A 14,346-nucleotide genomic window follows, 5' to 3' on the forward strand; every position below is an offset into this window, starting at 1 on the left:
GCTGCCTCCTCTCATGTCAGGTTACGAAACGTTGTGTAAGGGGAACGTTTCTTAGTAGCCGAACATGTAGGCGGTACCGATGCCCACGAACGCGAGGGCCTCGGTGAAGGCGATACCGATCCACATCAGCACCTGCAGACGACCGGCGAGCTCGGGCTGACGAGCGACGCCCTCGATCGTCTTGCCGACGACGATGCCCACGCCGATGGCGGGGCCGATGGCGGCGAGACCGTAACCGACGGTGGCGATGCTACCCGAAACTTGAGCGAGAACAGACACAGTATGTGTTTCCTTCCGTGTGTTGAGTGCGGCGGTTGCCGAACCCGGGTTGGTTTAGTGCTCTTCAGCCAGCGCGAGCTGGATGTAGACAGCGGTGAGAAGCGTGAAGACGTAGGCCTGCAGCACGGCGACGAGGATCTCGAAGAGCGTGAAGGCGAAGCCGAAGCCGAAGGTAAAGACGCCGAGCACCGGGAAGAACCCGCCGGCGTACAGGATGAAGAAGTTGGTCGCCGCGAAGAAGAGCACGAGCAGCATGTGGCCGACCATCATGTTCATCAGCAGACGGAGCGTGAGCGTGACGGGCCGGATCACGAAGGTCGAGATGAACTCGATGGGCGTGACGATGATGTAGATCGGCTTGGGCACGCCGGCCGGGAAGAGCGAGTTCTTGAAGAAGTTCTTCGGGCTCTTCTTGATGCCCGCGTAGATGAAGGTGAAGTACGAGACCACGGCGAGCACGAGCGGCGTGCCGATCACCGCGGTGCCGGCGACGTTGAGGCCGGGCACGATGCCCGTGACGTTGAACGCCAGGATCATGAAGAACATCGCGCTCAGGATCGGCAGGAAGCGACGTCCGTCGACCTTGCCGAGCAGATCCTCGGCGATGTTGACGCGCACGAAGTCGAGCGCCATCTCGGTGAGGGACTGGCCGCGGGTCGGGATCACGCGCATCTTGCGGGTGCCGAGCCAGAAGAGCAGCAGCACGAGAAGCGCCATCACCACGCGGATGATCATGATGCGGTTCATCTCGAAGGGGGTGCCTTCGAACAGCACGGCATCGGGGAAGAACTCCGCGATCGACGGCGGGTGGAATTCACCCTCTTCCGCGGTAAAGACAATAGGGGCCACGAGTTGCACAGCGTTAGCGAACAGCGCCATTCTCCTGATTCGGGGTGCAGGTCAGAACTGCACAACGGCGAACGATGGTCGTGCCCCCAGTGCTCACAGGCATACGCATAGCGCGTCCCGGCTGGGAACTCTTCAATCCTAGCAAGGTTTTCTACTCAGATGAAACCGAACGGAGCGGGCGGGGTCTCGGATCACACCGAGCCGGAGATGATCGGGATGCGCGACCGCGTCACCACGATCACGTCGAGCACGAGCGAGACGAGGATGCTCGCCATCAGCCCGAAGAACAGGATCTGGGTGTCGAGCCACGGCTGGCCGCGCAGCAGCACGACCGAGACGATGAACGCCACGAACTTCAGCAGCCAGCAGCCGAGCACGATGCCGAAGAAGACGCCGATGTACGAGGGGCTCTCGACGAAGCGGTTCGCGAAGGCGATGCTGCCGACCGTGAGCAGCAGGAAGAAGCCGCCCATGGCGGTGCCGATGAGGCCGCCGACGACGCCCTCGGCGCCCGACACCAGCCAGCCGATGCCAGCGAACGCGGCCATGAGCACGACCGTCGCGATGATCCCCCACCGCAGCGCGCGAAGCAGCACCGGCTGCGACGCAGGCATGGGCCGGGGGCCCTGATCGGGCGTCTCCTGCGGCTCTGGCTGGGTTGCGTCGCTCACTCGGGGATCCTTTCATTCGATTCGCTCCCGGCCGTGCGCTCGGCGCTCGGGGCGTCGACGGGTGATCCCCGCCTCGTCAACGGTACCAACCCCCGCTGGGCGAAGCGTGCGCGCACGCGCACCGCGGGGAAGAGCAGCAGCAGCACGCAGGCCGCCCCGCCCGCCACGAGCACCACGACCGGCAGCACCCAGCTCTGCATCGTGAAGACGAGCAGCACCGCCACCGACAGCACCGCGGTGCCGAGGTAGAAGATGAGCACCGCCTGCAGCGGCGAGTGGCCCATGTCGAGCAGGCGGTGATGCAGGTGCTGGCGATCCGCCGTGAATGGGCTCTTGCCCGCCTTCAGCCGCCGCACCACCGCCAGCGAGAAGTCCGCGAGCGGCAGAGCGAGCACCGCGATGGGCAGGATGATCGGGATGTAGCTCGCGAGCACCAGCTTCTGGTCGAGCGCGGCCGGGTTGAGCTGACCCGTGACCGAGACCGTCGAAGTCGCCATGAGCAGCCCCACCAGCAGCGCGCCCGTGTCGCCCATAAACATGCGGGCTCGATGCCAGTTGAAGGGCAGGAAGCCGACGCAGATCCCCACGACCACGATGCCGATGAAGCTCGCGAACACGACCGAGTCGACCCGGCCGATCTGCTCGTTCAGCAGGCGGGTGTAGATGAAGAAGAGCGAGTTCGCGATGATCGCGACGCCCGCGACGAGGCCGTCGAGGCCGTCGACGAAGTTGACCGCGTTCATCACGAGCGTGATGAGGAACACCGTGATCACGAAGTTGACCGCGGGCGAGCCGACGATCAGGGTGTCGCCGAACGGCAGCGAGACGATCTGCACCCCGTTCCACGCGAGCAGGCCCGCCGCCGCGAGCTGCGCGGCGAGCTTCACCATCCAGTCGAGGTCGAGCAGGTCGTCGAGGATCCCGACCACCGCGATCATGGCGCACGCCCCGAGCAGCGCCCACATCTCGGGGCCGCGCGCGAACAGCGGCGAGAACTCCGGCTGCGCGCCCGCCACCGCGAACGCCGCGAGCACCCCCGCGAACATGGCGATGCCGCCGAGCCGCGGCGTCGGCGTGCGGTGCACGTCGCGGTCGCGCACCGCGGGGGCGAGCCGGTAGCGGCGGCTCAGCTGCAGCACCGCGTACGACGCGACGGCGGTCACGAGCACTGCGACCGCCGCGACCACCAGGTAGGGCGCCATCTCGATCCCCCGGTCCCCGATCAGTCCGCGAAGGTCGCCTGCGGCAGCACCTCGGCGAGGGCCTCCCGGCTCACGCCGCCCTGGCGCAGGATGCGCAGCTCGCCGCCCTCCTCGGTGAGGCCGGTCGCGTCGATGATCGTCGAGGCCACGCCGTCGCCCGGCGCCTCCCCGGCCTCCAGGTAGACCTCGACCGAGTCGCCGAGCATCTCGTGCGCGGCGGCCGCGGTGCGCGCCGCGGGCTGCCCGGTGAGATTGGCCGACGACACCGCGAGCGGGCCCGTCTCCTGCAGCAGCTCGAGCGCGAGCGGCTGATCCGGAATTCGCAGCGCGACCGTGCCGCCGGTGTCTCCGAGATCCCAGCTCAGCGAGGGGTTCGCACGGGTGATGATGGTGAGCGGCCCCGGCCAGAACGCCTCGGCGAGCGCCGTCAGGGGCGAGGCGACCTCGGCGGCGAGCGCGGCGAGCGTGCTCGTGTTCGGAATCAGCACGGGAGGCGGCGACTGCCGGCCGCGGCCCTTCGCGTCGAGCAGCCGCTGCACGGCCTCCGGCGTGAACGCGTCGGCCCCGACGCCGTAGACGGTGTCGGTGGGCAGGACGACGAGCTGCCCGCTGCCGATCGCCCGGCGCGCGGTGCGCATGCCGGTGAGCAGCTGGGAGCTATCGGAGCAATCGAACACCTCGGCCATAACGTCCCATCTTACTCCGGCCGCGGTGATCAGCGGCGCGCGAGCGTCGCGCGGTCCCTGCCCGTGAGGTCCGGGCGGGTCTCGGCGCCCTCCCAGCCGTCGGCGGCGAGCAGCCCGCGGATCGCCGCGCCCTGCGTCTCCGCGTGCTCGAGCACGAGCAGGCCCCCCGGCCGCACCAGCGCGAGACCGACGCGGCTGATCACCCGGATCAGGTCGAGACCGTCGGCGCCGCTGTAGAGGGCGAGCTCGGGGTCGTGGTCTCGCACCTCGGGATCGCGCGGCACCATGCCCCGCGGCACGTACGGCGGGTTGGAGACGAGCACCGCGACCCGACCCCGCAGCGGCGCGAAGGCCGCCGCGAGCCCGGTCGCGCCCTCGGCGCCCGCCCCGCCGAGCGGATCGAGCTCCGTCACGTCGCCGCGCAGCAGCTCGACGCGATCCGCACCCCACTCCCGAACGTTGCGCTCGGCCCACGCGTGCGCCTCGACGCTCATCTCGACCGCCAGCACCCGCGCGGCCGGCACCTCGTGCGCGATCGCCAGCGCGATCGCGCCGCTGCCGGTGCACAGGTCGACGGCGAGCGGCTCGACGCCCTCGAGCCCCGAGAGCTCGTCGATCGCGAGCTGCGCGACCCCCTCGGTCTCGGGTCGCGGCACGAAGACCCCCGGCCCCACCGACAGCTCGAGTCGACGGAACGGCGCGCGCCCGGTCAGATGCTGCAGCGGCACCCGTCGGGCGCGCTCCTCCGACAGCCCGCGCACGGCCTCCAGCTGATCCGGCTCGAGATCCCGACCCATCACCGCGAGCGCCTGCACCCGGCCCCGCGAGACGCCGAGCACGTGGCCCACGATCAGCTCGGCGTCGGCCGCGGGATCGCCGATCCCCGCCGCCCCGAGCCGCTCGCGCAGCTCGCCCAGCACGGCCCGGACCCCCGGCGCCCCCTCCGTCATGTCGCTCACTCCCCCACCCTACCGAGCAGCCTGCCGGCGCCCGCGTAACAGAACGTCGCACGCATAACAAACACCAAATTCTCGAATAACAGCACGCTATAGTTTTGGGTGGCTTCGTCCCCCGAATCTCTGGAGGAGATCACACTCATGGCACGCACCTACGACAACATCACCCAGGCCTTCGGCAACACCCCCCTCGTACGCCTCAACCGCGTCACCGAGGGCGACGCCGAGGTGTACGCCAAGCTCGAGTTCTACAACCCCGCGGGCAGCGTCAAGGACCGCATCGGCATCGCGATCATCGACGCCGCCGAGGAGTCGGGCGCGCTGCAGCCCGGCGGCACGATCGTCGAGGGCACGAGCGGCAACACCGGCATCGCGCTCGCCTTCGTCGGCGCGGCGCGCGGCTACCGCGTCATCCTCACCATGCCCGAGACCATGAGCATCGAGCGCCGCAAGCTGCTCGCCGCCTACGGCGCCGAGATCGTGCTCACCGAGGGCCCCCTCGGCATGAAGGGCGCCGTCGCCAAGGCCGAGGAGATCGCCGCGAACACCCCCGGCGCCGTGCTCGCCCAGCAGTTCGCGAACCCCGCGAACCCCGCGATCCACCGCTCCACCACCGGCCCCGAGATCTGGAACGACACCGACGGCCAGGTCGACATCTTCGTGGCCGGCATCGGCACGGGCGGCACCATCACCGGCGCGGGCGGCTACCTCAAGGAGCAGAACCCCGACATCAAGGTGATCGCCGTCGAGCCGATCGACTCGCCGCTGCTCACCGAGGGCACCGCAGGCCCCCACAAGATCCAGGGCCTCGGCGCCAACTTCGTGCCCGAGATCCTCGACCGCGAGATCTACGACGAGGTCATCGACGTCGCGCTGCCCGACTCGATCGCGAAGGCGCGCGCGCTCGGCACCGACGAGGGCATCCTCGCGGGCATCTCCGGCGGCGCAGCCGTGTGGGCCGCAGCCCAGGTCGCGCAGCGCCCCGAGAACGCCGGCAAGAAGATCGTGGTCGTCGTGCCGGACTTCGGCGAGCGCTACTTCTCGACCGTGCTGTTCGAGGATCTGAACGTCTGATCGCACGCACCGGGCTCGCGCGGGAATCCCCCGCGCGAGCCCGGTGTTGTATCGGGCATCGGCCGCGGGCGCCGCGCGCCCGTCGCGCCGATCCGCCCGCAGCACCGCCACCCCGCGCGGATCCCCGGATCCCGCGCGGCGCGAGACCGGAAGGGACACCGTGAGCATCTTCAGCCGCATCCGCGAGGACATCCGCGCCGCGAAGGCCGGCGACCCGGCCGCGAGAGGCGGCGTCTCCGTGCTCCTCGTCTACTCGGGCCTGCACGCCGTGTGGTGGCACCGCCTCTCCCACGCGCTGTGGCTGCGCGGCATGCGCTTCCTGCCCCGCGCCGTCTCGCAGCTCGTGCGATTCTTCACCGGCATCGAGATCCACCCCGGCGCCACGATCGGCCGCCGCCTCTTCATCGACCACGGCATGGGCGTCGTGATCGGCGAGACCGCCGTCGTCGGCGACGACGTGCTCATCTACCACGGCGTCACGCTCGGCGGCACCGGTCACAGCCGCGGCAAGCGGCACCCCACGATCGGCGACCGGGTCGTCATCGGCGCGGGCGCCAAGGTGCTCGGCGACATCGAACTCGGCCACGACAGCGCCGTCGGCTCGAACGCGGTCGTCGTGCGCTCGGCAGCGCCGTGGACCACCCTCACGGGCATCCCAGCGCAGGGCCGGCCCCGCCGCGGCGCACCGGTCGCCGAGACGCCCGACCTCGCCGACTTCTACGTGATCTGAGCGCGGCGGGCGCGGGTTCTCGGGCGCGCTGGGCGCAGCCGGCGGCTCGTCGCAGCCGGCGGCTCAGCGCAGCCGGTAGGTCGGCGCTGCCTGCGGGTCGGCGCAACCGTCAGGTTCAGCTCAGCGCAGCCGGCGCCCGTGCTCCTGCATCCAGCGCTTCGTGCGCCGCTGCTCGACGAAGATCATCGTGAGACCGCAGAGCCAGAACGGGATCTGCACCGCGAACGCCACCTTGAACGCCGTCAGCGAGTAGTGGTCAGGCGATCCGGCGCCCTGCAGATCGAGCACGAAGCCGATGAGCACGATCACGAGCAGCGACGCGATGAAGCCGCCCATGTTCACGAACCCCGTGCCGAAGCCCGCGAAGCTGCGCGGAGTGTGCGATCGGGCCACCTCGAAGGCGATCATCGACGCGGGGCCGCCGAACGGCATCACGATCATCAGCACGATCAGCAGCCACATGGGCGGCGGGCCCGCCCAGAGCAGCACCGCCAGCCACACCAGCATCACCGCGGTCGTGATCCCCATGTTCATGAACACGCGGCGCTCCACGAAGCGCGAGCTCAGCGGGCCGAGCAGCAGGCCGGCCGTCATCGACGAGACCACCACGATGTTGAGCAGGCCGCTCGCGGTCGCGCTATCGAGGCCCACGCCTCCGGTGAGGAACGGAGTGCCCCAGAGCAGGATGAACACGTTCAGCGCGAACGGCGAGGTGAAGTGCACCCAGAACGCCAGCCGCACGCCGGGCAGCGCGACCAGGCGCCGCAGCTTGTCCCAGAAGCCGAGCCCGGGCATGCGCCGCTTCGTGATCACCGGCATCATGCCCGTCTCGGGCGGCGGCATCGCGAAGGCCCCCGTGGCCTCGCCCGCCCCGAGCGAGCGCGCCTCGCGGCTGAGCCGCCCCACGCGGCCCGTGAGGCGCTCGGCGAGGGTGCCGTCGCCCGGCGCATTGCGCAGCACGAATCCGCCGAGGATCATCACGAGCACCCCGATGGCGGCGACGCCGAGGAAGCCGCTCGTCCAGCCGAAGCCCGCGACCACGAGCGCGAGCGGCGTCACCGAGACCAGCTGCCCCGCCTGCCCGATGAGGCCCGTGAGCTGGCTCACCACGGGCAGCTGCCGCACCGAGAACCACTCGGGCAGCAAGCGCATCACGCTGATGAAGGTGCAGGCGTCGCCCGCCCCCACGAGCACGCGCGCAAGGATCGCGAGCCACACGTCGGCGACGGTCGCCATGATGGTCTGCCCGGCCGCCATGAACAGGCCGCCGGTGAGGATCATCGTGGTCGCGCCGAAGCGGTCGAGCAGCGTGCCGACCGGGATCTGCAGACCCGCGTAGACGACGAGCTGGATCATCGCGAACATCGACAGCGTGGTCGCGTCGATGTCGAAGTGCTGCTGCGTGGCGGGGCCGAGCGCGGCGAGCGAGGACCGGTTGATCACCGCGACCGCGTAGGAGAGCGCGGCTACGCCCCACACGACCCATGGTAGGAGTGGCCGTGCCGTGCGCATACGCTCAACTGTACTCTCCTTCGGCAGCCGCCCTTCCGCGTGTGACGGCGCGCGTCAGCCGCGCTGCGGCAGCGGCGGCCCGTCGGGGAAGTCGCTGCGGGTGAGGTCGAGGAAGAGCGCGTCCTCGAGGTGGCCGCCGGGCCGCACCTGGTAGTCGCGCAGCACGCCGATGCGGCGGAAGCCGAGTCGCTCGTAGCTGCGGATCGCACCCTCGTTGTGCACGTTCGGGTCGAGCGTGACGCGCGCGATGCCGGCGGCGAACTCCTCGCGGATCGCGAGCGCGAGCGCCTCCTCGCCGACGCGGCGGCCGCGGAAGCGCGTGCCGATGAAGAGGTGCATGACGGTGGTCGGGTACTCGGGGTCGTCGCCGCGCAGCACGAACATCGCCCCGGCGCACTCCCCCTCGACCTCGATGATGCGGGTCACGTCGGGTGCGGCGATGAACTCGTCGCGCACGCGCTCCGGCGTGTAGCCGACCCACCACTCCGCGACCTCGGGCTCGCTCAGGATGGCGAGCAGCGGCTCGGCGTCGGCGTCGCGCGGGGCGCGCAGGGTGACGAGGGGGCCGGTGACGGGCGCGGCGAGCGGTTGCGAGGCTGTCATGCTCTCAGCGTAGCGGGGTCGGGGGCGGTCGCCCCCGACCCCGCACGTCGAGTCGGCCCATTCTCACCGAGTCCACCCATCATTCACGCGAATCATAGGCCGACTCGATACGAACAGGCCGGCTCGACAAGGGTGGACGTCGAGAGGCTACTGCCCGAGCGCCTGCAGGCGGTCCTCCTCGTCCGTGCGGATGCACGACTCGATGACCGGATCGAGCGCGCCGTTCATCACCTGGTCGAGGTTGTACGACTTGTAGCCCGTGCGGTGATCCGCGATGCGGTTCTCGGGGAAGTTGTACGTGCGGATGCGCTCCGAGCGGTCCATGGTGCGGATCTGGCTCGAGCGGTGCGCGCTCGCCTCGGCGGCCGCTTCCTCCTGCTGCTTGGCGAGCAGTCGGGCGCGCAGCACGCGCATGGCGGCGTCGCGGTTCTGCAGCTGCGACTTCTCATTCTGCATGGCGACCACGATGCCCGTGGGCAGGTGGGTGATGCGCACCGCCGAGTCGGTGGTGTTGACCGACTGGCCGCCGGGCCCCGACGAGCGGTAGACGTCGATCTTGAGGTCGTTCTGATTGATCTCGACCTCTTCGGGCTCGTCGACCTCGGGGTAGACGAGCACGCCGGTCGTGGAGGTGTGGATGCGCCCCTGCGACTCGGTGACCGGCACGCGCTGCACGCGATGCACGCCCCCCTCGTACTTGAGGTGCGCCCACACGCCCTGCGAGGGGTCGCCGGCGTTCGACTTGATCGCGACCTGCACGTTCTTGTAGCCGCCGAGGTCGCTCTCGTCCTTCTCGAGGATCTCGGTCTTCCAGCCCTTCGACTCCGCGTAGTGCATGTACATGCGCAGCAGGTCGGCGCCGAAGAGCGCCGACTCGGCGCCGCCCTCGCCGCCCTTGATCTCGAGGATCACGTCGCGGGCGTCGTCGGGGTCGCGGGGGATCAGCAGACGGCGAACCTTCTCCTGCGCCTCGGCGAGGCCCTGCTCGAGGGCGGGGATCTCCTCGGCGAAGGCCTCGTCCTCCTTGGCGAGCTCACGCGCGGCCTCGAGGTCGTCGCCGAGCTGCTGCCACTGCTCGTGGGCCGCCTTGATCTTGCTGAGCTCGGCGTAGCGCCGGTTGACGCGCTTGGCGCGGGCCGCGTCGGCGTGCAGCGCGGGATCCGCGAGCTCGTCCTGCAGCCGGGCGTGCTCGGCGAGCAGCCCCTCGACCTGTTCGAACATCAGGCGCGGCTCCGCTGGAGTTCGGCGAGCAGCGCGGCGTTCGACGCGGTCGCACGCAGGCGGGCGGAAATCTCGTCGGCAGCGTCGTCATCGGCGGCGATGCGGGAGCGGAGCCCCGCGAGCACCGCCGCCTCCTCGGCGCCCAGCATCGCGTCGGCGTTGCGGGTGAGCGACGACTCGATGTCGACCGCGGGGATCGCCCCGGGCACGCCCTTCTCGAAGCGGATCTCGCTGTTGGCGACGGCGCGCACCTCGCGCAGCAGCATCTTGTCGGACTCGATGCCGGTCTTCGTCTGCACGGTGGCGAGCACGGTGAGCGAGCCGCCGTTCTCGACGTTGCGGGCCGAGGCGAGCAGGCGCTTGATCTGGCCGAGCGCGAACTCGTCGATGTCGTCGAGCGCGGGCCGGGCCGAGGCGTGCTGGGCCTGCGCGTAGGCGCGGGCGAAGCGGTTCAGCGAGTCGACGAGCACGACCACGTCGTGCCCGAGCTCGACGAGGCGCTTGGCGCGGTCGACCGCGAGTTCGGCGACGGTGGCCTGATCCTCGGCGGGGCGGTCGAAGCTGGCCGCGACGACCTCGCCGGCGATCGTGCGCTGCAGGTGGGTGATCTCCTCGGGCTGCGCGTTGGCGAGCACCACCATGAGGTGGGCGTCCGGCTTGTTCGCGCTCACGGCCTGCGCGAGCTCGACGAGCACGGGGGTGCCGTGCACCGAGGCCGGCAGCACGAGCAGGCCGCGCTGGCCGAGGCCGATGGGCGCCGCGATGTCGATGGCGCGGCCGAGCAGGCGGTCCTGCTCGGTCTCGAGCCGCAGGCGCTCCTGCGGGAACACGGGGGTGAGGTCGGCGATGTCGACGCGGGTCTCGTTCTCTTCGACGGGGCGTCCGTTGACGGCGTCGACCTTGACGATCGCGTTGTACTTCTGTCGACCGCCGGCCTCGCCCTCGCGGGGCTGGCGGATCGCGCCCACGACGGCGTCGCCGCGGCGCAGGCCGTACTTCTTGACCTGGCCGAGCGAGACGTAGACGTCGCTGGTGCCGGGCAGGTAGCCGCTCGTGCGCACGAAGGCGTAGTTGTCGAGCACGTCGAGGATGCCCGCGACGGGCAGCAGCACGTCGTCCTCGGTGATCTCGGGCTCGAGGTCGTCGTTCTGGCCGCGACGCTTGCGGTCGCGCTGGCGGGTGCGGGTCGAGCGCGACGCGTTGTCGCCCCTGCTCTGACCGTTCTGACCGTTCTTGTCGCCGCCCTGGCCCTTGTCGCCGCCCTGGCCCTGACCGCGGCCCTTGGCCTCCTCGGCCTGCTCGGACGACTCGGCGCCCTCGCCGTTCTCGTTCTTCTGGCCCCGGCCTCGACGGTTGCGGCCGCGGCCGCCCCGCTCGCCGTCGCCCTCGGCGTCGGTCTTCGCGGCGTCGGCCTGGGCCTCGCCCTGCGACGCGTCGCCCTGGGCGGGCTTGGCCTTGCCCTTCGCGTTCGGGCCGCCCTCTGCCTGCTCGGCGCTGTTCTCAGCGGGCTGCTCAGTGGCGGCGTCGCCCTGCGGGGTGGCGTCGGCCTGCGCTCGGCGCGAGCGGCTGCGCTTCGCAGGAGCGGCGTCGGCGTTCTCGGCCTGGGGCTCGGTCGCGGGAGCGGCGGGGGTCTCGGCCTCGGCGGCGGACGCTTCGGCGGGGGCCTCGTCGGCGACCTTCTTGCGGCTGCGGGTGGCCCGCTTCTTCGGCGCCTCAGCCGGAGCCTCGGCCGCTTCGGCGGCGGGAGCCTCGGCCACTGCGGGAGCGGCGGCGGCATCGGAGGCCGGCGCCTCGGCGGGGGCCTCGTCGGCGACCTTCTTGCGGCTGCGGGTGGCCCGCTTCTTCGGCGCCTCAGCCGGAGTCTCGGCCGCACCGGCGGCGGGAGCCTCGACCGCTGCGGGAGCCTCGACCGCTGCGGGAGCCTCGGGCGCCGCGGCCTCCGAGACCTGGGTCGCGGCGGGCTCGCTCGTGGTGCCAGCCGCGGCGGTCACACGGCGCGAGGCGCGGCGACGCACGGGTGCGGCCTCCTCGGCGACCGGAGCATTGTTCGTCTCTTCGACGTTCGATTCCATCGTTCTTCCTTTCGGAACGCCGCGGGGCAGACTGGCGCATTCGGCGCCGCCCTCCCGCGGTGATGCACAGACTGTGCTTCGGGGATCACCGGACCTGTCGTCTCGGCGAGGGAAAGATCCACCGGCCGTGGCTGAGCAGCTGGTGACGGAGATGCACCGTCCGCTGCCCGGCCCGTCACGAGGCGGGGATCGCCTCCACTGTAGCACCCTTCGTGTCGACGGCCAGGATGAGCGCACGCCACTCGGCGTGCTCGGCCTCGACGAGGTCGACCGCTCGCAGCCGGTCGGCGGGCCCGTTCGAGAGCACCAGGATCGAGGGGCCCGCCCCCGAGACGACCGCCGGGTGGCCGGCATCGCGCAGCTCGCGGATCAGATCGCGGGTGGCCGGCATCGCGTCGCCGCGGTAGTTCTGGTGCAGCCGATCCTCGGTCGCTTCGAGCAGCAGCTCGGGGCTCTGGGTGAGGGCCGCGATGAGCAGCGCGGATCGAGACACGTTGAACACCGCATCCTCGTGGGGCACGTGCTTCGGCTGCAGGCTGCGGGCGAGCTCGGTGGACATCGTGAAGCTGGGCACGAGCACGAGCGGAGCGACGCCGCGGTGCACCATGAGGCGCTTGAAGCGGGGCCCGTCGGGGGTGGTCCAGGCGATCGTGAGGCCGCCGAAGAGCGCGGGCGCGACGTTGTCGGGGTGCCCCTCGAGCTCGGTCGCGAAGGCGAGCAGCTGATCCTCGCTCAGCTCGATCGGATCGAGGGGGTCGCTCTGCAGCAGCCCGGCGGCGATCATGACGCCCGCGACGATCGCCGACCCCGACGATCCCATGCCGCGGCCGTGCGGGATGCGGTTGTGGGCGTTCACCTCGAGGCCCGGCACGGGGCGGCCGAGCCGCTCGAAGACGTGCGCCGCCGAGCGCACGACCAGGTTCGATGCGTCGGCGGGCACCTCGCCCTCTCCCACGCCGGTGACGTGCACGACGGCTCCGGGCTCGTCGCGCACGACCGCGGTCAGCTCGTCGCCGTAGGCGAGGGCGATGCCGAGGGTGTCGAAGCCCGGACCGAGATTGGCGCTGGTCGCCGGCACACGCACGCGCACGCTGCGCCCGACGCCCGCCGCGGGCGCGCCGCCCGCGGCGCCGCTCACGCGTTGCCCTCGAGTCGCAGCACGCTGGTGACCTCGATCACCATGTCGGCCGAGCGCAGCGCCTCGACCGTCGCGGCGAGGTCGGCCTCGCGCGCCGTGTGGGTGCCGATGACGAGCGCGGCGCGAGGGGGCTCGCCGGCGGTGCTCTGCGCGGCCGTCTGCTCGACGCTCGCGGCCGAGACGCCGTGCTGCGCGAGAATGCCGGCGATCGCGGCGAGCACGCCCGGCTGGTCGCGCACCTCGAGCATCACCTGATAGGCGGTGTTGACCTCGCCGACCGGCAGGATCGGCAGGTCGGCGTGCTGGGTGCCGGGGATGCCGGGGCCGCCCGCGACGTGGCGGCGGGCCGCCGACACCAGGTCGCCGAGCACGGCCGAGGCGGTCTCGACGCCGCCGGCGCCCGCGCCGTAGAACATGAGCTCCCCCGCCGCCTCCGCCTCGACGAACACGGCGTTCTTGCCCTCGTGCACCGCGGCGAGGGGGTGCTCGCGACTGATGAGGGCGGGGTAGACGCGCGCCGACACGCCGTCGGTGCCGTCGGCGGCGGTGATCCGCTCGGCGATCGCGAGCAGTTTGATGACGTAGCCCGCGTGCTTCGCGGCCTCGATCTGCTCGGCCGTGACCGAGGTGATGCCCTCGCGGTAGACCGCGTCGACGGGCACGTCGGTGTGGAAGGCGATGCTGGCGAGGATGGTGGCCTTCTGAGCGGCGTCGTAGCCCTCGACATCGAGCGTGGGGTCGGCTTCGAGGAAGCCGAGCTCGCTCGCCACCCGCATCGCGTCTTCGGCGCTGTCGCCGAAGCGGTCCATGCGGTCGAGGATGTAGTTGGTCGAACCGTTCACGATGCCCATGACGCGGGTCACGTGGTCGCCCGCGAGGCTCCACCGAAGCGGGCGGATGATCGGGATCGCCCCGGCCACTGCGGCCTCGTACGAGAGCTGCGCGCCGACCTGATCGGCCGCGTCGGAGAGCTCGGGGCCGTGCGCGGCGATCAGCGCCTTGTTGGCGGTGACCACGTCGGCGCCGCCCTGCAGGGCCTGCAGGATGAGCGTTCGGGCGGGCTCGATGCCCCCCATCAGCTCGACGACGATGTCGGCGCCCTGCACGAGGCGCTCGGCGTCGGTCGTGAAGAGCTCCGCCGGCAGCTCGACGTCGCGCTTCGAGTCGATGTTGCGCACCGCGATCCCCGCCAGCGTGAGGCGCGCGCCGATGCGCGCCGCCAGCTCGTCGGCGTGCTCGAGGATGAGCCGGGCCACCTGTGCGCCGACCGAGCCGCAGCCCAGCAGCGCGACCCGCAGATCACGGTACTCGTTCACTTGGTTTCTCCGTTTCGTTCGAGATCTGTCTGTTCAG

14 protein-coding genes are annotated in these 14,346 nt (G+C 71.1%); 2 read left to right on the plus strand and 12 right to left on the minus strand.

Features of this window, described 5'->3' with window-relative positions; genetic code table 11:
• Positions 1 to 51: 51 nt before the first annotated feature.
• From atpE to prmC, 6 genes are all read right to left on the minus strand, one after another.
• Positions 52 to 279 (minus strand): ATP synthase F0 subunit C, encoded by a 228-nt coding sequence (gene atpE, locus Leucomu_RS10530; RefSeq protein ID WP_017883370.1) that lies wholly within the window; start codon positions 277 to 279, stop codon positions 52 to 54.
• Between the two features lie 54 nt (positions 280 to 333).
• A complete protein-coding gene (gene atpB / locus Leucomu_RS10535) occupies positions 334 to 1,158 on the minus strand; it encodes a F0F1 ATP synthase subunit A (protein ID WP_017883371.1) in 825 nt (274 codons plus the stop codon).
• A 161-nt stretch (positions 1,159 to 1,319) separates the two neighbouring features.
• Positions 1,320 to 1,799, minus strand: a complete 480-nt coding sequence (locus tag Leucomu_RS10540) for a hypothetical protein (protein WP_017883372.1) — start codon at positions 1,797 to 1,799, stop codon at positions 1,320 to 1,322.
• Complete coding sequence (locus tag Leucomu_RS10545) at positions 1,796 to 3,001, minus strand: MraY family glycosyltransferase (RefSeq protein ID WP_128387195.1); 1,206 nt, start codon at positions 2,999 to 3,001, stop codon at positions 1,796 to 1,798. Before Leucomu_RS10545 ends, Leucomu_RS10540 begins: the two co-directional genes overlap by 4 nt.
• Before the next feature lie 20 nt (positions 3,002 to 3,021).
• Positions 3,022 to 3,687 carry an L-threonylcarbamoyladenylate synthase gene (locus Leucomu_RS10550; protein ID WP_128387196.1) on the minus strand — a complete coding sequence of 222 codons (666 nt, stop codon included), beginning with the start codon at positions 3,685 to 3,687 and terminating at the stop codon, positions 3,022 to 3,024.
• A 29-nt stretch (positions 3,688 to 3,716) separates the two neighbouring features.
• Positions 3,717 to 4,637 carry a peptide chain release factor N(5)-glutamine methyltransferase gene (gene prmC, locus Leucomu_RS10555; RefSeq protein ID WP_017883375.1) on the minus strand — a complete coding sequence of 307 codons (921 nt, stop codon included), beginning with the start codon at positions 4,635 to 4,637 and terminating at the stop codon, positions 3,717 to 3,719.
• Positions 4,638 to 4,784: 147 nt separating this feature from the next.
• Here prmC and cysK point away from each other — a divergent pair, with 147 nt between their 5' ends.
• Positions 4,785 to 5,717: a cysteine synthase A gene (gene cysK / locus Leucomu_RS10560; RefSeq protein ID WP_017883377.1), complete on the plus strand. Its 933-nt coding sequence runs from the start codon at positions 4,785 to 4,787 to the stop codon at positions 5,715 to 5,717.
• A gap of 160 nt (positions 5,718 to 5,877) precedes the next feature.
• Positions 5,878 to 6,447 (plus strand): serine O-acetyltransferase, encoded by a 570-nt coding sequence (gene cysE, locus Leucomu_RS10565; RefSeq protein ID WP_017883378.1) that lies wholly within the window; start codon positions 5,878 to 5,880, stop codon positions 6,445 to 6,447.
• Between the two features lie 120 nt (positions 6,448 to 6,567).
• Here cysE and Leucomu_RS10570 read toward each other — a convergent pair whose 3' ends face one another.
• The 6 genes from Leucomu_RS10570 to Leucomu_RS10595 form a co-directional block, all read right to left on the minus strand.
• Positions 6,568 to 7,926, minus strand: a complete 1,359-nt coding sequence (locus tag Leucomu_RS10570) for an MFS transporter (RefSeq protein WP_228407073.1) — start codon at positions 7,924 to 7,926, stop codon at positions 6,568 to 6,570.
• Positions 7,927 to 8,013: 87 nt separating this feature from the next.
• A complete protein-coding gene (locus tag Leucomu_RS10575) occupies positions 8,014 to 8,562 on the minus strand; it encodes a GNAT family N-acetyltransferase (protein WP_128387197.1) in 549 nt (182 codons plus the stop codon).
• A 147-nt stretch (positions 8,563 to 8,709) separates the two neighbouring features.
• On the minus strand, positions 8,710 to 9,783 hold the full coding sequence (gene prfA / locus Leucomu_RS10580; protein ID WP_017883381.1) for a peptide chain release factor 1: 1,074 nt from the start codon (positions 9,781 to 9,783) through the stop codon (positions 8,710 to 8,712).
• Positions 9,783 to 11,855 (minus strand): transcription termination factor Rho, encoded by a 2,073-nt coding sequence (rho, locus tag Leucomu_RS10585; RefSeq protein WP_128387198.1) that lies wholly within the window; start codon positions 11,853 to 11,855, stop codon positions 9,783 to 9,785. Before rho ends, prfA begins: the two co-directional genes overlap by 1 nt.
• A gap of 175 nt (positions 11,856 to 12,030) precedes the next feature.
• Entirely contained in the window at positions 12,031 to 12,993 is a 963-nt protein-coding gene (thrB, locus tag Leucomu_RS10590; protein WP_128387199.1) for a homoserine kinase, read from the minus strand.
• On the minus strand, positions 12,990 to 14,309 hold the full coding sequence (locus tag Leucomu_RS10595) for a homoserine dehydrogenase (protein WP_128387200.1): 1,320 nt from the start codon (positions 14,307 to 14,309) through the stop codon (positions 12,990 to 12,992). The genes thrB and Leucomu_RS10595 overlap by 4 nt, the downstream gene beginning before the upstream one ends.
• Between the last annotated feature and the right edge of the window lie 37 nt (positions 14,310 to 14,346).

This window comes from Leucobacter muris, assembly GCF_004028235.1.
Taxonomy (GTDB): Bacteria; Actinomycetota; Actinomycetes; order Actinomycetales; family Microbacteriaceae; genus Leucobacter; species Leucobacter muris.